This is a genomic window from Arenibacter latericius DSM 15913 (assembly GCF_000424985.1).
Classification (GTDB): domain Bacteria; phylum Bacteroidota; class Bacteroidia; order Flavobacteriales; family Flavobacteriaceae; genus Arenibacter; species Arenibacter latericius.
In genome coordinates, this window is record NZ_AUKX01000016.1 from 40,833 (window position 1) to 64,177 (window position 23,345).

At 34.8% G+C, this 23,345-nt stretch carries 15 protein-coding genes and 1 pseudogene; 3 read left to right on the top strand and 13 right to left on the bottom strand.

Features of this window, described 5'->3' with window-relative positions:
• Positions 1-246 precede the first annotated feature (246 nt).
• The 6 genes from H344_RS0108470 to H344_RS0108495 all read right to left on the bottom strand — a co-directional run bounded on the left by H344_RS0108470 (position 247) and on the right by H344_RS0108495 (position 10,329).
• Complete coding sequence (locus H344_RS0108470; protein WP_026809930.1) at positions 247-768, bottom strand: DUF1573 domain-containing protein; 522 nt, start codon at positions 766-768, stop codon at positions 247-249.
• A gap of 9 nt (positions 769-777) precedes the next feature.
• The gene (locus H344_RS19900) at positions 778-2,850 is read right to left on the bottom strand and encodes a DUF4838 domain-containing protein (RefSeq protein ID WP_169514956.1); all 2,073 of its coding nucleotides are present in this window, start codon (positions 2,848-2,850) and stop codon (positions 778-780) included.
• A gap of 61 nt (positions 2,851-2,911) precedes the next feature.
• A complete protein-coding gene (locus H344_RS0108480; protein WP_034256347.1) occupies positions 2,912-5,767 on the bottom strand; it encodes a YaiO family outer membrane beta-barrel protein in 2,856 nt (951 codons plus the stop codon).
• A gap of 66 nt (positions 5,768-5,833) precedes the next feature.
• Entirely contained in the window at positions 5,834-7,270 is a 1,437-nt protein-coding gene (locus H344_RS0108485) for a glycosyltransferase family 2 protein (RefSeq protein ID WP_026809932.1), read from the bottom strand.
• Between the two features lie 11 nt (positions 7,271-7,281).
• Positions 7,282-8,427, bottom strand: coding sequence for a HEAT repeat domain-containing protein (locus H344_RS0108490; RefSeq protein ID WP_157378193.1), 1,146 nt, complete (start codon positions 8,425-8,427; stop codon positions 7,282-7,284).
• Between the two features lie 168 nt (positions 8,428-8,595).
• Positions 8,596-10,329, bottom strand: a complete 1,734-nt coding sequence (locus tag H344_RS0108495) for an AAA family ATPase (RefSeq protein ID WP_026809934.1) — start codon at positions 10,327-10,329, stop codon at positions 8,596-8,598.
• Between the two features lie 1,356 nt (positions 10,330-11,685).
• Here H344_RS0108495 and H344_RS22405 point away from each other — a divergent pair.
• Positions 11,686-11,910 (top strand): annotated as a pseudogene (locus tag H344_RS22405) (transposase); the annotation flags it as partial.
• Positions 11,911-12,514: 604 nt separating this feature from the next.
• Here the strand turns inward: H344_RS22405 and H344_RS21665 are convergent.
• From H344_RS21665 to H344_RS0108555, 7 genes are all read right to left on the bottom strand, one after another.
• Positions 12,515-12,667 (bottom strand): hypothetical protein, encoded by a 153-nt coding sequence (locus H344_RS21665; protein WP_157378196.1) that lies wholly within the window; start codon positions 12,665-12,667, stop codon positions 12,515-12,517.
• Between the two features lie 220 nt (positions 12,668-12,887).
• Positions 12,888-14,447 (bottom strand): type IV secretory system conjugative DNA transfer family protein, encoded by a 1,560-nt coding sequence (locus tag H344_RS0108520; protein ID WP_240484961.1) that lies wholly within the window; start codon positions 14,445-14,447, stop codon positions 12,888-12,890.
• A gap of 25 nt (positions 14,448-14,472) precedes the next feature.
• Positions 14,473-15,510 (bottom strand): MobB family relaxase, encoded by a 1,038-nt coding sequence (gene mobB, locus H344_RS0108525; protein ID WP_026809936.1) that lies wholly within the window; start codon positions 15,508-15,510, stop codon positions 14,473-14,475.
• 10 nt (positions 15,511-15,520) lie between these two features.
• Entirely contained in the window at positions 15,521-15,892 is a 372-nt protein-coding gene (locus H344_RS0108530; protein ID WP_026809937.1) for a BfmA/BtgA family mobilization protein, read from the bottom strand.
• Positions 15,893-16,397: 505 nt separating this feature from the next.
• Positions 16,398-16,778: a DUF6876 family protein gene (locus H344_RS0108535; RefSeq protein WP_026809938.1), complete on the bottom strand. Its 381-nt coding sequence runs from the start codon at positions 16,776-16,778 to the stop codon at positions 16,398-16,400.
• A 73-nt stretch (positions 16,779-16,851) separates the two neighbouring features.
• Positions 16,852-17,205, bottom strand: coding sequence for a single-stranded DNA-binding protein (locus tag H344_RS0108540; RefSeq protein WP_026809939.1), 354 nt, complete (start codon positions 17,203-17,205; stop codon positions 16,852-16,854).
• Positions 17,206-18,272: 1,067 nt separating this feature from the next.
• Positions 18,273-19,124 carry a helix-turn-helix domain-containing protein gene (locus H344_RS0108555; RefSeq protein ID WP_026809941.1) on the bottom strand — a complete coding sequence of 284 codons (852 nt, stop codon included), beginning with the start codon at positions 19,122-19,124 and terminating at the stop codon, positions 18,273-18,275.
• A 91-nt stretch (positions 19,125-19,215) separates the two neighbouring features.
• On the opposite strand from H344_RS0108555, the gene H344_RS19910 reads away from it, so the two are divergent.
• Both H344_RS19910 and H344_RS0108565 read left to right on the top strand, forming a co-directional pair.
• The gene (locus tag H344_RS19910; RefSeq protein WP_026809942.1) at positions 19,216-19,962 is read left to right on the top strand and encodes a phytanoyl-CoA dioxygenase family protein; all 747 of its coding nucleotides are present in this window, start codon (positions 19,216-19,218) and stop codon (positions 19,960-19,962) included.
• Positions 19,963-20,060: 98 nt separating this feature from the next.
• A complete protein-coding gene (locus H344_RS0108565; protein ID WP_051254217.1) occupies positions 20,061-23,339 on the top strand; it encodes a SusC/RagA family TonB-linked outer membrane protein in 3,279 nt (1,092 codons plus the stop codon).
• Positions 23,340-23,345: the final 6 nt, after the last annotated feature.

A 23,345-nucleotide genomic window follows, 5' to 3' on the forward strand; every position in this document is an offset into this window, starting at 1 on the left:
TGAAAGTGGCATTAACTGTGGTGTAGATAGAGGTAATTATGGTTCTAAAGTTTTCGTCAAGTTAATTTCTTTTTTTGGGTAAGTCATCGTATAGACTTCCCCAAAAGCCGGAATTTGTACTTGACGTGTAGTGCTGGCAAAGTTAGAACATCCAGATAGCTCATTTTCTAAGGCTTAGAATATTAAATTCTTTTTAAGAGTAAAATAGTCTTGCCATATTTATTTTGTGGGTCTTCCAAGAGTATGTTAGTTTTCTATGTCACTATCCATATAATATCTTCTTTCAATTTCTTTCCCATCTACACTCTCTTTGAGGTTAGATTTATCACTTACTTCTTTAAATATCTCCTCATAGTCTTTGGTGTAAAGTGCGTCGGGAACAATATTGATATCAAATATTACTTCCTTCTTATCTATTGAGTCAAAATTTCCGTACAAAGTAACATAATATTTAGCATAGCCAATGTTGCTTATAGCCGTATAATTTAACCTTAAAAAACCCTCTCTGCCAACAGGAATGCTTTTAATGGATGATTTTTTTGAAAGTTGTAAACAACTACAGGAGGTGAATATGTCATTTAATACGAAGGGATTTTTTCCCGTGTTTTTAATTCTAAAGACAATTTCTTTCTCTTGTCCTCTTAAAATTGGGTAATAATGTCTGTTATTATCTACAATTTCAATAGTGGTCTTTCTGTCTTTAATATTGCAGCTTTTTAAACTTATGGAAAGTAGTAATATAAGTAAAAGATAGAATTTATATTTCATCGGTTTAACTTAAAATATTTGGATCTCGTCGCAGGCAATTTTGATGTTGGGCCCTAATTTTCGAATAAAATGGAATTCAATTTGTTGTCCTTTTTTCAAATCCAAGCTAAAAGAAAAGTTAGTGGTATACTTATTGGGCTTTAACTCATTGCTCAAAATTGTATGTATAATTTGGCCGTCAGCTTTAATTTCAATTTTATCTGGAGGATAAAAACCGTGGGATGAATCGGTTAAAAATCGTATTCTGACTTCTTTTTCACCAATTGTATCTGGTAGGGTAAAACCAATTTTTAAATCTTTAGAGCTTATGTACCAACCTTGGTGATAGTCTGGCGTAAATCCTAGTATTCCATTATTTAACAAGTGGGAGCTTTCAAAGCCTTCATCGGGTGCTGAATGAATGGTAATGGGGATATCTAAAAGTAAATTTGTAAACTCTTTTTTAGAAATTAAATTTTTCCACTGCTGAATGTAGATAGCTAAATCTCCTGAAGATTCCCGATATTGATATAAGTTTTTATAGGTGGTATATTGTTCTAAATTTGTGATCCATTTTTTTACTTCGGGTAGTACGGTTAAAGTTTTATTTTCTTGTTCAATGAAGCCTTGTGCATTAGACCCATTTTCATATGCGATTTGTAATCGGGTAAAAGACAGTGCTGTAAATAACTTATGAAGACGTTTTTTTTCTGCTCCTTTTGTCTTTGTTAAAGCCTGCTCTAACTGATGGTAAAATTGGATAAAATCATCTTTATCCAAATAAGTTTCTAGGATTTCATTTGCTCCACCGTATAGTGGATATCCTTGTGATTTCTTTGCGAAATCGCGTTCTAATTTTATATAATATTCCGTTAGGAGTTGATGGGTTTCAGGGTAATAGTTTTTAAAATAGCGTTGAACTAAGGCATCAATAGATTGCTGATTGTCAATCATTAAGCTTGCGGAGACAAAGGTTTTTAAACCGTCAAAAGTAGCATACTCATACCCTGATGCATTTAGAAAGATCCCTTTTATATTATGTTCCTTGTAAAATCGCAATTGCTGCTGTAAACTATATAAAACTGGAATAGGGGTAAGGTAATCATCAAAATTTGAAGCGTAATCCCATAGGTAAATAGTAGAGGTTTTGGCTTTCCAATCGTTTATCAAGTTTAGAAACGTTTGAGTTTTTGATTGAATTGGATCTAGGGCTACTCCTTTTGGTAAATCTATAGTACTTAAAAACACACCAGCATTGTCTGGTAATTTCTCGGTGGGAGCAGTAAGCGTTGTTAGGTATGCAATAGTGAAGAATTGATGTTTTGGATACCGCTTGGCTAATTTTCTTATCAAATAGGTAACTGCAGGAGTAGCGTTTGTTATAGAGTTGCCTAACTGCAGACACGTTGAACCCTGGCACACTAAATTATTGTCTTGGGGTGCAATCATAAATTGATATCCTTGCGCTAGTCCGTCTCCAAAATTATCTAAAATGTAATTAGATATATTGTGGTATAATTCAGTTGAAGAAAAGCATAATTGTTCCCTGATTCGTTTCCGATCAACCAGCGCATATAAGGTCGAATCTTTTTCGTTTGCAAAAAGCTTTTTTAAATTATGTCCCCATATTCCCCAGTCGATGTCTATACTATTAGTAACGAATAATTCCGTGTTTCCTGGTTTGAGATTGGGTGCATAAAAAGGTTCACGATATTTAAAATCAAACCCGTGACAACCTTCCTTGAACGAAAGGATACTTGGAGGAGTATCGGCTGAAGTAAATCTCAGGTCCTGATGAGTAATTTTAAGTATAAGCTGCTCTATAATTTTTTGGTTTAGCTTCCCATTTTCTTTAAGCTGTAATTGCAAGGTGTTCCGTTCTCTACTTACACAGTAGTTTTGTTCAATATTTCCGGAAACGTTTATAGAGATAATCCTATGATTTTGAGTCCACTTTTTCTGGTGACTAATTTGTGCTGATTTAACCAAATTAGGTTCTGTGGCTCGGTTGGAAAGTTGCTTAAAAACATAGTTTGCCCATTGTTCACTTGCTTCGTTTTGAGCCGAAGAAATGATATAAGTATCCCATTTGTCATTGTGCATGCCTTTTGTTACGTAGCTGATTAACAGTGATATAACAAGTGTAATGCTTATGCATTTATTATTAGAAAGCAACATGGAGCTGGAGATAAATATTATATAAATTATTATAATTCTCGAGATTTTGTGTTGGAGAGGTGTTGGCTTTATAATTGTACCAACTTCCTAGAATTCCAATAGATATATTTTCATACAGCATATGACCAAAACCACCACCTACCATAGTATTCAAAATATCAAAACCGTCATAAAGTTGATAATCGACCAATTCTACCTCGGGAGAAGTTCCGATAGAGCCTACTGCCATAATATAAGTGTTGGGGGATGACAAGAAATAACGATGGTCAAACGATAAATTAAACATATAAGTTTCATGCAGTAAAAAGTTGTTGAATTTGGCACTTAATCTATAGCTATTTATATTTTTTGTTGCTCCTACAACAACATTATACATGGCTGAACTTTCAAAAACTAACTGCATTTCTTTTTTATAGAATTCTCTATATCCTAAACCAACCTCAAATTGCATACCGCCTGCAAAGTCAACATATCTAAAAATAGATCCGTTGAGGTTCCAATGTGGGAAAAATCTATTTGCCCAGGCCACATTAATCATGGTATATGTTTCTTTGTTCCATTTATGGGACCACTCTCCTTGAATTTGTATTCCTTTACCTAAGGGGCGCCCCGTATAATTGACTCTTCCAGTATACGTGTTGTTATCCTCAAATCGGGTATACTCAAGTGTAGAAGCAGAACTGATGGAGTGGTTATCCCCGTGACGACTCAGCAGATGAATTATACCTACCTGATTGGCCTTGCTTTTAAAGCCAAGATATTGCAGATGTTGTTTAAAACTGTTGTATTCCATTATCTCAGGCTCATAGAAAGATTGATAATAATAAGCTGAATCATATTGATGTAGCTGCTCAAATGCCAATCCTTTGGTGTATTTTAAAGCCTTATTGTCTGGGGCGTAATAAAGTGCTGTATCAATTTTTTCAATTGCTTCTTGACTTTGTTTGTGCTTAAGTAGATTGCTTCCGTATTTAGAGGTCAAACTAATTAAAGCATCAATTAATTCCTGATTATGGGGGTATTTGTTTAATTCCCTATACAGATTATGAAATATCTGATTATAATATAAATCAGAGGCCTCACTCTTTATTTCTGCTAGTTTAATGGTGAAATAAATGTTTTCGGGATAAAGACTGTTTCCTATTTCGGCATATTTTTTTTTGGCCTGATGATCACCAGTTAAATGGGCCAGATTAAAAGCATAATGAAGTGCCAAGCTATTGGTAGGGGCCAGATCTATCCAACGCTTAACTAGTTCATAGGACACATCATATTTGTATTGCTCATTAAGGGTTTTAATAATTTTAGCCATCATATCCGCATAACCGGATAGGTGTCGTTCCTTAACACTTGGTTCTGCTAATTGGATGGTCCTTTCATAAGCAGTGAGTGCTTGGTTATATTGTTCTTGTTTATAATAAATAGAGGCTCTTTTAACGTGTAAATTTATATTTTCTGGTTGCTCCTCAATAAGTTGGCTTAGAATATTACTGGCCTTATCAAATTCGTCTAATTGTAAATAAGCGTCATAAACAGCATTTTTACCCAAGAGTTGTACGTCTTGTTCTCCATATCTTATTACTTCCTTCCAATCTCGAATGGCACTTTCATATTCTTTGGCATTTATTTTATCTTTCGCCTCTTTCATTTTAACCTCAACATATGCTTGTCTTATATCGGAGTCGTCAGGAAATTGATTAAAAAGCTGAAGGATAAGCGCATCAGCTCTGGAGGTATTTCCCATTTTTTGATACACCTCAAGTTCCATCACTGCAAGATCCTTAGTATTCCCTCCTATTTGGCGGTAGGTGTTTAAAATATTAAGTGCTTCCTGATATTGATGTCTACTTAGTGCATCCCCAAAAACGTGAGAGAAAGCTTCATAATTACCTGGGTTACGAGCAAATATTTTACCATATATAACGGTTGCCTCCTGGTTCTTGGCTGCTTGTGCTGCTTGTAATTGATAGTAATCGTATTGGTCCATTATTCCCTCTTGTAGTAAAAAGGGGAGTAATTCGCTATATCTGTTCTGCTCGGATAGGATTCCTGCTTTTTTAAGAATTAGATCTTCATTATTTGGGAACTGTTTTAAACCCTGTTCCGTATATATCAGAGCATTGTAAAGGTCTCCAATTTTCGTATATTCATTAATTAGGTAGAAATAATTTTTAATTTCATTTGGTTGCTTATTAACAATGTCTTTGTAAATTTTAATAGCCTCGTCAACTTTCCCTTCTTTTGCTTTTTCACGGGCTTGGCCACCAGCATAATAAAAATAATCATCTTGGATGCTTTTGTCCCCTGGATAGATTTCAAAAATTCTTTTTCTCAAACGGGCTGCCTCTTCTTTATTTCCCTGTTTTTCATATAACTCTATTTTCTTTTGCCATAATCCTTTCCAATAAGGGGTTACTTCTAAAAGATCATTGACATAACCAATTGCGCTAGAATAGCGTTGCGTTTGCTCTTCAACATTAACCAATATATGTTTAGCTTCTACATTGTTTTGATTATATTCTAGGGCTTTGTGTAACGAATAACGGGCTTTGTCATATTCTTTATAGTTTAAATAATACTTGCCTGCCAACATATGAAAGTCAGAATATTTGGGATATTGTGCCAAGCCTTCATCTAAGATTTCTTTTCCAGATTCCCATTCTCCCTTTATAAATTCATTGTTGGCAAGAATCACATAATTATCATTTTTATCGGATGCAGGATCTAATACAATGGGCGCTGCATTTTGTGGTGAAGTAGTCTCTTGAGCGCTAACACTGAGGTTTATTAATAAAAGCGGAACAAATAGAATCCCTATTATGGCGTTGTATACCTTAATCATAATGTATTTAAATTGGAAATGATAGTTTCGATTGTTATTACCCTAACAATAAATTCAATAATGCTTCTAATTAGAAGATTCTTCTTCTATGTTTCGGGTATATCCCTGACGGGTCATACTGGTCCATTTAAATTCTCGGTTAGATAAAAATTGTCCATAACCAATTACGTAGAAAATGGTGTTGAAAGGTTGATACGCAATCACTTCAAATAGACTGTATAGAATTAACTTTCCATACTCCGAATAGTTTTTGTACAATTTCTTATTGGCCAAATCTGAAGTGATAGCTACCAACGACATACTTACTCCTATCATATAAACAAAGAATAAAAGCAGCCAAAAGGTTTCAAAATTGACCTGGTTGTTGAGTAATAAATATATAAGCATGAAAAGCCCTGTTACTGTTAAAATAGGTGCCAAAAGGTCGAATAGGAGTGAATAGGGCAATAGTATTATGCCCATCCTTCCATATTTAGGATTAAATAAATAGCGACGATGAACAAAGAATATCTGTAAAAGCCCTCTGCCCCATCGTGTTCTCTGCCTGTACAAAAGCCTTAGATTAGAGGGACCTTCTGTCCAACAACAAGTGTCCGGAATTTGTCTAATTAGGTATTTCTTTTTACTGTGATGCATATAGGCAATCATTCGTAAAGTCATATCCATATCTTCGGCATGCGATAGGGGATCAAATCCTCCAGCACCAATAACAACGTTTTTGTCAAACAAGCCAAAACCTCCAGAGACATTAGGGATCATATTTAAAGTAGACCATCCCATTTTTCCAATCAAATACGAACGCAGATATTCCGTTTCTTGAAAAATTGGAATCATATGATTAGGTGGCCTCACGCGCGTAATGCTACCTTTATCCACTTCGCATGCATTTACCATTCGTAAAGTAGCACCAACAGCAATGACATGGGTTTCAGAGTCTAATACGGGCACAATCATTTTCGCCAAAGTATTAGGGTCTAATAACCCATCGATGTCAGTATTAATAAAATAATCAAATTTAGCAATATTGACTCCGGCATTCATGGCATCGGCCTTGGTTCCTCCATTTTCCTTATCAACAATGGTAAGATTAGAATAGCGTGGATTTGTCGACTTAAAAATATGTCTAACGGGTTGGGAACGAATTTTTTCTATATATGGGTAAGGTATAGTCTCGAGTTCAAACTCTTTTATCAACGTTTCTAGGGTGTCGTCTGTACTACCATCATTTACAATAATAACTTCAAAATTGGGGTAGTTTAAATTTAATAAAGAGTGTGCGCTATCTATAATAATGAGATCTTCATTATAAGCTGGAGTAACTACAGAAATACCTGGGGCTTCTTCAGGAAAACTATTGAGTAGATTGTCTTCTATCTCAGTATAGATAGATTTTTTATTATTTATGTTGAAATATCCCAGAATAGCTAGGCTGACATATCCGAATGTGATGACGGCAGAATAGAAGAAAATGGTATATTGATAAAAGTGAAATATCTGTTCCATTGTAGTTGGGATTATTTTAAAGCAAAATCAAATAAATTGGCTTCAAATTCAGAATTGCTATCTGTTGAGAGTGAAGTCAAAATTGTTACACCGTCTTTATTAAATTCTTGTAGCAATTCAACTATTCGAATTTTATTTTCGTTGAATTGACTACTGTGATAAGCCTCTTTCAAAAATGGAAGGCATTTTTTAGATTTTAATCGCTTTAATCCTTTAAGCATGCTTGCTTGTAATGATTGAGAAGCAAATCTAAAATCTTCTTTTACCAAATTAATCAGGGGCTCATATTTCAATTCTCCCAGAGTTTCCATAATTTGACTCTGAATGGGAATGCTCGGCTCGGTTTTAAAGAGCTCAACTAAATAAGGAATAGCCTCTTCTTGTCTAAAAAATCCAATCTCTCTAATAAGGAAGCACTTATAATTTTTCTTTTTTGAATTGTTTATCCATTTTGATAAAGGTGGAATGGTATAGTCCTTGCTTATTTCGATTAGGGTGTAGTGCAATCGCTTTTCATCAAACTTATTGAAGTGTACGTCAAAACCTTGCTCTAAGAATTTATAGGGGTCGTGATCGTCAAATCGTGAAAAGGTCATGCGAGCAAACTTTCTCAGATATCGGTTTTGATGATGAACGACACGTGAAAAAGCTGATCCACTGATGCCTTCTCCAATTTCATTGACCATTCTTAACGCTTTTATAGCTTTATTGGAGTTTGTAGATGAAATATTTTTCACCCAGAAATCAAACAATTTGGTGTAGGACATTAGATTGTAATAATTGCTGTTTTGAAACACACCTCCGTTCATTTCATATGATTTGTCGGATTTAATTTTCAAAATAAGCTCAGTAAGCATCTCGTTTTGCCAACTTTTTCTGGGTATTGGAAAATCTTTTCCTTCTTTTAGATCCGTCACGTTTACTTCTCGAAAAGAAAAATATAGTAGGTCTATCAACTTTTCCTTATACTTATCTTCAATTTTTATTTTACGCTTTTCTGCTAAAAGTTGTTTTCGACGAATATGAAAAAAGCGATATAAGCTCATAAGGGATAGAATGAGTAGGATGAGAATGATGAAAATAGCAATCTTAATGACGATTGGGTATCCTGCAAATACTGAGGAATAATAATAAAAATAATAATCTAATATACTCATGAGACCCCTATTGGTGTAGTTCTGAACTCTAGCCTCTATTATATTAAATGTTTAGCAGAAAGAATAGGCTTAGTGCTAAAACACCTATAAAAAATGAAGAGTGATCGTACTTGGTTAATAAAATTTTAATTTGTTAATTATCCTTCAGGTTAGAAGGACACTGATATATTATACAGCTTTTAGTCTTTGTTCATTTTTACAAGCTTCTTTCAGTTGAGTAATAATTTTTGAATAATTTGGCTGGGATATCAAGTAACGTGTCAAGATACCTTTTAAATAATTATCCCAAAATGCGTCAAAATCACCTTCAAAATTCCTTAATTTAAGAAAATAGGTTGGGCCTATATGATAATGCTCGTTGAGTCCTGGTATTGAATCTATCTTTTTGTTGATAGTGGTCATTATTTCATACGCTTTATCTTTATATTCAGGGATCACTTCATCCCACATGGCAATCCTATCCTCAGCTTTTATTTGTTTCCAGGTGAATTTGCTTATGGTATTATAGCTGATGATTTTATTCTCTGTGTCAGCATCATTTATAGTGCCAATGATATAGACATTTTCAGGTACAAAAAAGCCCTTGTGAAATAAATCATTTTCAGGGATAAAGTGTGAATACTGTGTAGTGGTTTTGCCATTAAGTCCTCGATTACTTGGTTGTATTGCGGTGAATACTTCCCCTAAAACATTGGTGATATTGGCTTTGTTCATTTCATCAATAATGAAAACGTAATCTTTTCTTTTAACAACCTCTGCATTTATCCTTACCAAATTATCCTCCATAAACTTGTCGAAAGCTTTTAAAAACAAGAGATAAACATTGTGATGATTATGTACCTTTAATTTTTTTTCGATTTCTAATAGGGACCAATTTATATTTTTGTGTTTTTTATATATATTATATTTCGAGGCCATATTTATCCAGGGGATGGTTATGCTACCACCCTGGATAGAGGTTACGGTAATTGTTGCTTCGTTTAAGTCTGTAATAGATATATCTAAAAAACTATTATCCTTATTTAATAAATACTTTCCATCTTCAAAGATTTTATTCCCAATTGTTTTGATAAAATGGGTCATGGTTTGTTGAATAGAATTATCCTCTTCAAGCTCTTCTTTCGTTTTTTTACTGTCTATCAGGTTTTGTAAAGCTTCCTTACAAAATGCTGTAAAATCTCCATCGTTAAATGATTCCTTACGTTCGTTGTTATTTTCCCACCAAGTTATTGGTCGTAACCCGCCAATAAATTCTGAATAAGAATAGGCAGCATGGAATCTAACTAGTTTTGTTTCAGCTTGCATTTTTTCAGCTATTCTTTTAGCTAAATAGGTTTTTCCCGTTCCAATAATTCCAGTAAGTACCAAGTTCTTGCTGAATTTTAATAGTTCAACATACTTTTCAATAGAAAAGTTGGTTTTGGCGTTGTTTTCAGTAGTTTGTTGAAACGAATTAGTGTCTTTTTGAATCGTATTTAACTGTTTTGAGGTTCTTACTTTAGAAGGATCACCATGAACATAAAGGGTTTCCATTGCGGCAATTAATTCAGGTCTAATTACCCATTCCAATACATTATTGTTAAGTTGTCCATACATAGGAATTACCCAGTTTGTCAGCTGTTTGTCCGAGCCGATAATTTTAAATCGGTTGAGTTTACCTTGTACTAACTTGCCCAATGCAGAAACGCTTTCATGGATAACACTAGGTTGAATTTTGTGTTTTAAACCTAACTCACGACAAGTGCTCCGATGTCTGGGTTCAAGATAAAATTTATAGAGAGTGGAGATTAACTCTTCATTAATTAAATATTTATCTTGTAAAATTGATATCCATTCCTCTTTGGTTATATCATTATCCCAAGAGTATAAATCATCGATCAATTCGGCTTTTTTAATTTCCATGCTGATGTCCTTTTAATTTTAGATTTAACGAATTATTCAGGCCCTATTTCTTTGGCTATTATTAAATGTTAATGCTATTATGTTTCCTAACATTTCTAAGATCTTATTTTTATTAATCTGAGTTTTTTTATATCGTCTTAGTTTTTCTAAGTAGTACATTGTATATTTTGCTCCGATGAATGCTAAAGTTTTCTGAATCCTCGCTTACCTATAACTTGCGAAATTTACCGTTTCTAGGTCATCTGTATTTCGGGGAATGATTGGGAGTAAATTAGCTAAGGTGATGTTCACTATTGTTTAAGTGAATTCTTGGCCCTGAACTTGGTTAGTTTTATTTTTAAATACTTCATGAGTTGTCATTGTATTAACAATTGAATTTTTTGAATATCGATTAATGGATTATTTTTAGCTCCTATTGCGTTTTAAAAAGCTGTAAACATAGCTGGAACTTTTAATAACTTGTGTAGTATATATTGTGGATTCTTGTAGTAAATCAACTACAAGGTGTTCACTGTGACCTGGTGATGTTAGCTTTGTTAAAATCCAGAATATCATAAACTGGGACGTCATAGTGCGTAATCCCCTCAAATCGGACAGGTCTCCCTTTAAAATTAATATTGCAATTTAAAGGATATAGTTCCTGGGGTGGATACCTTCTCACAGGATATATCTAAATGGGGAGTCGTCGAGAAATGGCAGTTTAAAAATAGATTATCGTTAATGTTTTATATCCTTGTATAATCTTCCAAAGTGGTACGGTTTGCTCCGATGTCATTAGTATGGTAAAAAATGTTCGGAACAGGATTTTTTCCCTATATCCTAGTCCATAAAAGGATTAAAGGGAAAAAGGAAGGAGAAGGGACGAATTTCTTGAAAAGCTATAGAAATTAGCGATCAATAAAGCTTTCTAAAATTGTTCAGTATCTTCTACTCCTTCTATAATTAACGTCTTTTGCTAAAAGACAGTGGAATTTGTGAATTAGCATATTATGCAAATCGGTAAATGTGATTAAAATTCACGTCATTATTGCTGCTACCATTATCGTCGCTGGCTAATGTGTTGATATATAGCTGATCAATGAATTATGTGTTTCAGTAGTTTATTATCTAATTTCACTAGTGTCTACTAAAAGTTAATGTATGTTCTTTGAGAGTATTGTAATCATTGGTTTCCGGCGCTTTTTTATGGCGTGACGATTTGAATTACTTTGATCATGTTTTTTCTTAATCTATGAACAAAGGCAAATATGTTTTTTCACAACTGACAGAATTTCTTCCACGGCGTATTTTTGACCGTATGGTGTTTTGCTGGGCTAAGTTCCTTAAGACCAAAGAGGGCATCAAGCTTCACACGCATTTCAAAAAACCACCCAGATCCCGGTATTTATCCACATTACGGCCGCAACGGTAAATGACATGAATGCCATGGATGTCATGCCATATGAAGCATTGGCCCATTACGTCTTTGACCGTGGGTATGTAGACTATCAAAGACTGCGCAAAATAGCAAGGCTTCAAGCCTACTTTGTGGTTCGAGCCAAATCTAACCTAAAGTTTAGGCGGATGTATTCCCCAAAATAAACCGGTAGATCGACCGGAGTTCTATTTGACCAATTGGGCAAACTAACAGGGTTCTATGTTTCCAAAGACTATCCGGACAAGTTGCACAGGGTTAAATTCCATGATCAAGAAACTGGACGTACTTTCGTTTTCTTGACCAACAACAACGAATTATCCACCCTAGATATAGCCCTTTTATATAAAACCGTTGACAGGTAGAGCTCTTCTTTATAAATGGATCAAACAGCATTTAAAGATCAAATCCTTTTGGAGAACATCGGAAAATGCAGTCCGAATGCAAATTTACCGCCATCATTATATATTGCCTTGAAGCAATTGTACGGCACGACCGGAAAATTGAACGTTCAACCTACGAAATATTAGAGGTCTGGGAATATCCCTACTGGACAAAACCCCTGTAAGTGAGCTGTTAATCAATGTATATTACAATAATATCAAAGAGCTTGAATATAATCAACTGAAATCAGTCTATTTTAAGTGGACACTAGTGATGTGTTTTATTTATTTAAATTTATTGATACCTTCATTAATTAACAATACTTATTAATAGGTATATTTTTAAATTGGGTGGTTTCTAATAATTAGGATTTTTCTCAGAGTCACATTAATAGGCCTTATTTTCGCTCAGAAAGTTCCAATCAAATATAGATTTAGCCTCTTTATAAATCTTCTCAAAATTTGCTTCTAGATCTGCTTTGGAAAATTCTAACGCAGTAGTAGGAAGCTCACGATTGATCTCCTGTAATTTATATTGCACTTTTTTGTTCTTCTCTTTGGTATATGAAACGGACTCTTCTTGCTTTAAGCGAAAAAAAAATGAACTTATTAGGAGATATTAACTTGATAATCTGCGAGTTTAAATAAACGGTGGATTTAATATACTTTCTTGATTCCATAAATAGCGATTTAATGAAACTGAAAATGCTATTAGTTTAACTACTCAATTAATACGCTTCCTTAAGTATTATCAGAAAATCTCACTTAAAAATGGACCTAGCCTCCCTATAAATCCTCTCAAAATTAGCTTCCAGATCAGCTATGGAAAATGCTTTGGAAGGTTCAGGTAGCCCTCTCTGTATCTTCTGTAATTTAAATTGCACTTTTTTATCATTTCCATCAGCATAGGTTACGAATTCTCCCTGCTTTAGCCTAAAGAATGAATTAGCCCTAATTTTTGAGATTTCCCGTTCCCCAGTTATTTCCCTGGTGTCAAAGTTAAGATTATGGCCTCGGCTGATTGATTTTGTTGGGTCTTTAATAATTTCAAAGAAACGTTCGTAGTATTGAGCAGTGTCCGGATCATTGACCTTACCGAAGAATTGGTAGGACAAGTTAGATAATATAGCCCGACTAGCCTTATCGCCGTACATCATATCGTTTTGAATCTTGTCCTGCATTACATAGACCGTAGCAATGTCATAACTTCTAAGTGTTGCTGGAATACGATGCATGTTTAAGAGCTTAATCGTTGGTGCTTCTTCCATCAATAGAAAAGAAGGTTCTGAATGTCTAACACTCATCTGTTTGGTAATGGTGTGGATAATTGTGGCAATTATGGGGGAGTAGGAGGTTTCATATCTAGGGTTGTTAACCACTGAAATAACGGAAGGGTTATCTTTATGGTTAATGTTAAGCGGCACTTCATCTGCGGAAAGGGCCATAAATATTCTTGGGGTACTTATTCTTTTTAATGCATTACTAAGTGTGCCTTTCACTCCTGCAGTCTGCCTGTCAGAATCCATCCCACTAATAAACGCATCTGCCATTCCCTTTGAGACTGTATTGGATTTCAAAAATCTAATAAGGCTCTCTGTATCTAGGTAATGATAAATGGCGATTACATGAGGTAAAGTGCAATATTGGGGATAGGAAGATTTAAGTCTCCATATTAATCCACCTATTAAACCTTCTGCTGCATCGTGGAAAAACTTGGTTGCACCAACAGAAACGGAATCTTTCTGTTCCAAAAGGTTTTCTATCAACACCCTTGAAACTTCGTTTACACTTTCTGGACTCTCCAAATATCGGGGTGCTATGGGGTTCACTCGATGAATTATTTTATCAAAGGAGATTATTTTAAAAGTCACTTTGGAATTTTTGAATAGAGGATAGGCCATTTCGGTAATCTCAAAATCTTTATAATCATGAATAATCCCACAAAACCCATGCTTTTTAAAGTGTTGTAAAAATCCATAGACCACACTTTCCGTCTTTCCACTTCCGGCAGATCCGATAATGGAAACCCCACGTTTGATGTTATTGATCTTAAAGTTTCCCTTTGTGGTTTTAAAGTTGACTTGATATTTTTTATTGATATCGACCGATATATCCGGTTTATGAAAGAAAACTAGAAATACGGTATTAATCAGTAATAAGGGACAGGCTAGATATAGTATCCCGTAGACCAACGGCATTAAAGAGGTAATGTCCACCAATATCCAAAATACAAGAAAGTTGTTCAATGGAAATGCATATTTAGTAATCTTGAACAATACATAGAATACCACGCTAGCCATTCCGATTGTTGAAATTATCATTAGAGGATCCATTATTTCTATTTAATTAGATTCCTATAGAACTCGATTTGATGGCTATTTCTACTCCTTGTCGCAATTTATTGAATGCTTTCAATGCTATTTGTACTTTATTTACCGGGATACTGCCCATAATAGGAAGGCCAGTTTCTCGCAATACTTTGAGTGCAATGGCCCTTTCGTTCGTAGGTAATCGGATTATGGAATTAAAATACATTCTGGGATTATTGATAAACTCCTTTCGGGAACTGTACTTTTCTGTAAAGCTTCTTTGATACCCAAAGGTTCTATCAAAGGTCTTTTCAGCCTTGTCAAAAAAAAGGTCTCTATTGAAACCTCTTCTAACTATCTGTCCATTTAACTCTGTGTCAGATGCTTTGTACTTGCTCCCTGGAGACAAACTATAAGAATTGGATGCATCTTTTCTACTCATTACGATATGTATGTGGCTTTGACTCCCAGCTTTAACCATATCTTGTACAATCCGTTGCCCATTTTGTTGGTGAGGTGCCTGTCGTTCTAATTTTTTAATTCGTCGTTCCATTTTTTTTATACTTCCCTTTAGGGTACCGTTTTCCACTTTTTCAATATTGTGTTTTAGTTGAAGTATTTTGGTTGCATAAGGTTGATTCTCTCGGATTTGTTTATCCGTTCCTTTAAACGTCCGTTGATGTTCAATTTTGGCATAGTACTTTATATCATCTATAGACACGGCCCGTCCATTTATTTTCCGATTAAAGGATGCCACATAATCTTTCATCAGTTCTCGAGTGTATAGTTTCAGATCGACATTTGGATTATTCAATGCTTTAAGTTCGTATTTGGAAGGGTTAATCGTGATGGAATAAAACCTAGGCTCTGATTTTTCCAATTTTGCAGTATTGCCATCGATTTCCCTTACAACCTCTTCCGCAGAAATTTGATCATTATACTGGTTGAAAAAATATTCCATGTTTTCGTCTCCTTCTTCCATACCTTGATTTTCTTTTCCCAGATAATCCACAAAATCAGCTGAACTTGGGGAAAAGGTGTTTCCTAGTTTTTGGGCTGTAATAGTGATATACATAATATTCATTTTAATGGTTTGGATTTCTACGTTCGTGAAACTTTGGTTGAACCTCCTCAATTTCCTTCTTTTCTAAAATTAAAGGCCTTTTTGTTGGCTCCTCCATTTCAAATAATGAATGTATCATGGCCAGTGTAGGTTTGGTCTGGCTCTTTTCCATATCGCGTAAAATGGCAATGATTGCACTTGTACGTTTTTTAAAAACCTGTTCAAGGGTTCTACCAGTAGGTCCAAGAATTTGTTTTGGGGAGATTTCATTATATAAGAAAAAATCTAGCATAGTCTCCATGGCTTCTGTATGGGACTTGAAATGAGTGCGCGAAAACGACTGAAAGCGCTTAGCAGTTTTACGCTTTATTCTGATTGTTATAAAGGAGTCCATTTTTTTTAGATTTTAAGGGGTTATGACGCAATTTCATCCCTATTTATGGGCTGTTTGAGGGCATTTGACGCAAATCGTAAAATCATAAAATCCTCAACTATTTGTAAGCACTTAGTTATCAGCTATTTAATGATAGGTAAAAATATGTAACGTGGCTTTGCCCGTTACCCTCTTGCTTCTCCTTTTTGTCCGCCGAGCGGACAAACTTTCGAACCGTTCAATAGTAATTTAATGGCTCCTTTTGGATACGGAAAGCAGAATGGATTATTTAAGATTTAAAAAAGTAAAACTCTCTTGAATCAGTATTAAAATGATAAAATCTTTGCGAATCCTTTAAGACGATAGTAAAAAATGCCCTTGAAAAGTCAAGGACATTATCAGTTGAATCGGTCGTGAATTTCCTTCTAAATAATACACTTTATGGATTATTTAAATTTTGCAGAAAAGTGCCTTTTTTTTTCCTATCTAATCTGTGTGATTCGCGAACGAATATTAATCTTGAATTCTAATATTCACTCGGTAGCATCAACGTATTGTTTACATAAAAAAGGCGAAGTTCGTTTAATGGAAAATCTGTCACTCGGTACCTATGAGATTGAAAGATGTTGTCATTGCCATCCCCATAGATAACTTCTGCTTCATAGCCAATATAATCTTGTTTTTCTTTGGATAACCTTTTATAGTCTATGGTAATAAAGCTGCTTTGCTTCATCAAGCTTATGGCCATGATCGAAGCATCGGTGATCAGCCAATAGCATTCCGCAACATTGGCAAGATATTTTATTCCTTCGGTATATCTGGTACCCGTCAATGGGATAATGTATAGTATTTCCGAACCGTGAAAATGTTGTAATCCCCTTAATATTTCATTGCTATGTGCTCTCATTGTGATTTCATTTTAGAGGTTGATAATGAAAAAAGGGCGCAACTTTCTACAGATACGCCCTCTTTAATACATTTTAACCGGCATCATTGCCGTTCTTGGATCCCAACAACAGGATTTCCTTAGCTTCCACTTCGGTGATGTACCGTTGGTTTCCGTCGTCCGTTGTGTAAGTACGGGTCTTTAATTTCCCTGCCACACCAATTTCCTGTCCTTTACCGGCATATTTCTCAATGATCTCGGCGGTCTTTCCCCAGGCAATGATGGTATGCCATTCCGTACTCTGGGTTTTCTCACCTTTTTCATTTTTATAAAATTCATTGGTGGCGAGCGAAAAACGGGCTACTTTTCTCCCGTTTTCCAAAATGGTTACTTTTGGGTCCTCCCCAAGGTTTCCGATTAACTGAACATGATTTCTGATAGTACTCATAATACAAGATTTAAAGCCTGCCTTGTCGGCAGACAGGATTAATAATTGCCTACCCGAACCCCGCCATAATGAAATGTCGGACCGGCCTTCGGATGGTTTGCGTTTATTTTACTTTTAATTGATTTACTTATTATATCCGGAGCGTTTTCCTTTTTTTGTCTTTTTAACTTTGGTTCCGCGTTTTTATTGATGATTTCGTAAGATTTCATAAGATTCGTTTTAGATTTACTTCCCATAGAGCCGTTGCTGTTACCTTTTTTTGTTGCTTTCGGAGGTTCAATATTCAGGCTAGGTAAGGCGTATAAGAAGTGGAACGTGGGGAAACGCTTTATGCCGTCGTCCTAGAATGAATGTTGTTGTTTTGCTGTCAAAAAAAGATAGGGTCAGTGACGGTTCGGGAAGTGTGACTAAAAGCTCTTGTGAAGTAGGAAAATTTTGGAAGCGGGACCAAATGCAAAAATGATTTTCTGATCAAGCGGACTCCGTTTCCGGTTTCGTCTTGAAGAGTAGTGTGCTTCCCGGCAGAGCGGGAAGGGCTAACGAAACGGAAAGATGAAATTGGGGATGGTGTCCAAGACTTTTGTAGGGAAGCTCTTTGCCCGTAATGGAGTGGAACGAAATGAAGCGGCTATGTGCTGAACGGGATAGGGAAAAGGATTGTTCTCTCTGGGTTAGAACTATAACGGATTTTACTTTAAAGATTGAGCTTGTGTATCCGCTTGTTGAATTCATAATATTAAAGCTGTCAATACCTTATCTGTTATTCACCAATATAGTAATCGAAATCTTTAGAGTTGTTTGAAAAGCTTTTGCCTGTAGCTCATTTTGGTTAAAAGAGCTCTTCAGTGGGATGAAATGAGAAAGGGCTGAAAGGGTGCTAATAGAGTAATAGTAATTAGAATATAGGAGAGATAAAATTTAATAATTGGATTTAAAGATGTTTTATCATTAAACTTTCATTTTATATTACTGTTATCATTTCAATTATTGGTCAATAAATATGGTGTTTAGAGGAATTGAATAAAATGATTTAGATTATTTAATAACAATAAAGTTTTATTTTTAAATTATGAGTTGATAAAGGAACTTGGTGTATATCCAGTAAACTTTTTAAAAGTAGTGGCAAAATATTGAGAAGAACTAAAGCCAAGATCAAAGGCGACCTTGGTTATTGAATTGCTGTTTTGTAAGTCCACCTTAGCCTGTTCAATCTTTAGTCGGTTTACATATTCTTTTGGAGGCATACCTGTTTTTTCCTTAAACCAAGCTTTGAAATAGCCAGTGGACATAGATACGATTTCTGCTAATTCATCTACATAAATAATCCTATGTAGATTTTGTACAATGTAGGAGTTAAGTATATTTATCTTCTTTGAAGGGGAGAGCTGCATTTTCTTTTGAGATAAAAGTACAGTTTCCAAGAGCAATTCAGTAATTAATTGATTTACCATTATACGAGTGAGAATGGAATCTTCCTTTTTAAACAGTAAGACCAGTCTTTCTAAAATTAGTTTCAATTGAAAAGCGCCTTTAAATATATACTCTGACCTTTCCAATAGCTCCTTAAGTAAAAACTCTGAATGTAGGTTTGGTAAATTACAGAGCTTTCCATGCGAAGGGTTTATCAAAATTTGGATCCAAAACAGCTCCCCTTTATCTTCTGGATACTCCCCAGTACTATGGACGGTATTTGGTGGAACCACTATAATATCATCCCCCTTTAATTCATACATATTATCTCCAATTTTATAATGTTGTAGCCCCTTCATGCAGTAACAAATCTCCAAAGCGCCTTGGTGTTGGTGACTTTCCAGTCCAGGTTTTACTTCATTGTATCGATAATGCCCAAATGATAAACCTCTTTTTACATCGTATTCTTGAAGGTTTATTACAATTCTTTCAGTTGTATTTAGATCCATTTATTCTTGTATAAAAAAGTAATATAGTACAAAATCGAAAGACATTCAATTATTTATAAACCAAATTTGGAAACTTAATGAATAAAAGGAAATGGAAAACATACGTTTAGAATTTATTAAAGATGGGTTTATCAAAATTGACGAATTACTTCCCTCCAAGGAGGTTGAGAGTTTGCGAACAATTTATGATGAATTACTCATAGAGAAAGATAAGACTAAACATCTGCGAAGTGATCTTGCCGGTGTTGATAAGTCTAAACCTAGAAAGGTTGAAAGAATTACACAAATTATGAGGCCAAGCACGGTTTTTCCAAATTTGCTAAAACATAAGACTTATGAAGTAGCACTAAAATGGGCGAAAAAATTGCTAGGTGAGGACATGGAGCTCGATTTTGATATGATGATAAATAAAGCACCCCATACCAATGCAGAAACCCCATGGCATCAAGATGCAGCTTATTGGATAGATATGCCAGATAAAAGGTCGGCTAGTTGTTGGATAGCATTAGATGAAGTGTTTGAGGAGAATGGTTGTATGTGGTTTATACCAAAGCAAAATGGAGATGATATTCTACCACATAAAAATCTACCTAATGGAGGAGCACTATATTGTAATACGAAAACAGATAATGCACAAAGTATCCCTTTATCTCCTGGTGGATGCACTTTTCACGATGGATATACGCTTCATTTTAGTAAAGGTAATAGTACCGATTCCCAAAGAAGGGCGTTAATTCTAAACTTCAGACCTAAAACAATGATAGAATTAGAAAGGGAGAAAGGAGTAGACCATACAGGGGAAAGAAAAAATAACAATCCTAAACGAGATATTTTGTAAAATGTTTAAAGAACATAAAAAATAAATGTGAATGGAACCTATATGAATTTTAAATATTAAAGTACATCAACTAAACCATAATTAAGTTACTGAAAACCATGAAAAAGAATAATAAGAACTATTCATTTAAAGAAGGAGAGAAATTGTTAGCATTAAAATCAATAATATTATGTATTTCTCTTATATCTGTTATGATTGCATCAGCAAAACCATTTAAAACTCATTTGGCAGATAAGGATGAGATTCTCCCCCTTAAAATTCATGCCCAAATGACCATATCAGGTACTGTTTCTGATAGAGAAGGTGCCCCTTTACCAGGAGCTAGTATAGTAGAAAAAGGAACTACCAATGGTACCCAAACCGATTTTGATGGTAATTATGATTTAAATATATCCAATGAAAATGCCATTATAGTTATATCCTATATAGGATATGCTTCCCAGGAGATTGCAGTAAATGGACAAGCGGTTATATCCATAAATTTAGAAGAAAGTGCTGCAGGATTGGATGAAGTAGTCGTGGTTGGGTATGGAACGCAAAGGAAAATTAATTTAACGGGCGCGGTGGATGTCGTTAATTCGGAAGAAATCGCAAACCGTTCCGTTACCAATGTTACTGAAGCTCTTCAAGGTATTTCTCCCAATCTAAATATTACTTCAAATGGCTGGGATGGAGAGCCTGGTGGAAGTAAGAATATTAATATTCGCGGAATGGGTTCTTTAAATGGTAACGATGGACCTTATATCTTAGTTGATGGGGTGCCTATGGATTTAAATTCTGTTAATCCGAATGACATAGAATCATTTTCCATATTAAAGGATGCTGCGGCATCAGCAATTTATGGTTCTAGAGCGGCCTTCGGAGTAATCTTAATTACAACTAAAAGAGGAGAAAAAAATAAGTTAAAAGTAAATTATTCTAATAATTTTTCTTTTTCAAGTCCTATTGGATTACCACATATGGCTAATTCTATAGAGTACATGACGGCCCATGATCAAGCTCAAATTAATGCTGGTTTATCTCGAACCTTTACTACTGAAAACTATGATAGGGTTAAGCAATATATGGAAGGGAATATTACAGACGAAACTTGGTTAAGAGACGATGAAAATAATTGGCATGGAAATGATATTTGGAGTTTATCAGGAAATGGAAATAATGATTGGATGTATATTTATTATGATAATATGGTTCTTAGGCAAAAGCATGATGTCAGTTTTAGTGGAGGCTCAGATAAAGTAAACTTTTTTGTAGGAGGAGGTTTTTTTGACCAACCAGATGAACTAAAATTTGGAGATCAATTTTATAAAAGATTTAACGTTACTGCAAATCTCAATGCAGAAATTACGAATTGGTTATCCTTTAATTTTAACTCGAAGTTTATCAATGAAAGAAAGCAATATTTTAATCCTGGGCAGGGATGGAGTAGAGATGTTCAGTATCATAATTTCTATAGAACAAATCCATTTAGGCCATTATATTTACCTAATGGAGAGTATTCTGCCATCTCTTATATTAATGAGATGATTGATGGTGGAAAAGAAAAGCATTATGATAATCAATATATAGCTACGGTAGGTTTTAACCTAAAGTTGTTAGATGGATGGGATACTAAAATTCAATATAGTTATAAGAACAATTCCTATAGAATGGATAACACAAGAAAGGAAGTTGTTGGGCATTTGCCTGATGGTTCTGCATATCCAATTGCTAATGGAGGCTCAACTAGTTACTTTGCTAGCCAGTTTGCGCGAAATGACTATCAATTATTCACTGCAACTACTTCGTATTTACACAGTATTAAAAAACATAATTTAAATCTTTTACTTGGCTATGAGTTTGATTTGAATCAATACAATAGTTTATATGGAAGGAAAACAAATCTATTAAATTCTAATCTTCCAGCCATAAGCACTTCAACAGGTGAACAGTTCTTGGACGATACTAAAAATCATTGGGGGACACAAGGTGTGTTTGGAAGATTTACCTATAATTATGATGAAAAGTATTTATTTGAAGCAAATGTGCGATATGATGCTTCGTCAAGGTTTTCTAAGGATTCTAGGTGGGGATTTTTTCCATCAGTTTCGGCAGGGTACAATATTTCTAAAGAGGATTTTTGGTCTCCTTTACAGTCGATAATTAATACCTTAAAAATAAGGGGATCATGGGGGTCATTAGGGAATCAAAATGTTGACAACTATCTTTACCTATCGACTTTGGGAATCAATACCAATTTATATTGGTTAATGAATGGTGAAAGACCAGACTACATCACTTCTCCAGGCTTAGTTAGCGGAAGTTTGACCTGGGAAACATCTTCTACTTTGGATATTGGTTTTGAAGCATCTTTCTTAAATAATAGACTAACCTCAACGTTTGATTATTTTAGGCGTACAACTACTGATATGTTTGGCCCAGCTAATGCCTTACCTAGACTTTTAGGGACCGGCGTTCCTAAATTAAATAACGCTAGCTTGGAAACTAATGGATTCGAATTGTCGTTGGCTTGGAGGGACTATATAGGTGAAGAGTTTTCCTATAATTTGAGATTTAATCTATCCGATAATATTTCAAAAATTAAGAAATATAATAATCCTACCAACACACTAACCACTTGGTACGAAGGTAAGACAGTAGGAGAAATATGGGGTTTAGATACAAATGGATTATATCAAACTCAGTCCGAGGCTGACACTGGCGCTGATCAGACCCTGTTTTGGCCAACATGGGGACCAGGAGACATAGCCTATAGAGATTTGGATGGTGATAATGTTATTTCAAGAGGAACTTGGACTAAAGGTGACTCAGGTGATTACCGTGTTATTGGAAATAATACCCCTCGATTTAATTATGGACTAGCTGCCAGCGCAGATTGGAATGGTTTTGATATTAGTTTTCTTTTACAGGGAGTCGGAAAAAGAGATTATGCATTTGCAGCTAATGATGCTAATTTCTATGGATTTAACGCCAACTTTTGGTGGGACATGAATGTCTACAGGCAAACTGTGGATTATTGGAGACCAGCGGATGAATCTAATTATTTAGGTCCAAATATTAATGGGTACTATCCAAAACCTTATTTGTCACTTGAAGACAAAAAAAATAAGGAAATTAGCACACGATATATGCAAGACGCTTCTTATTTACGTCTTAAAAGCTTGACTTTTGGATACACCTTACCTTCAAATATTACAGAAAATATAGGTATAGGTAATGCACGAATTTATGTTTCTGGAGAAAACCTTTTAACATTTACAAAGCTTACAAAATTGATGGATCCTGAAGGACTCTCAACACTTAGCTCGTCTTGGGGTGCTGGAAAAATACATCCATTGAGAAAGGTATATGCCGTAGGACTAAATATAACATTTTAATTAGTA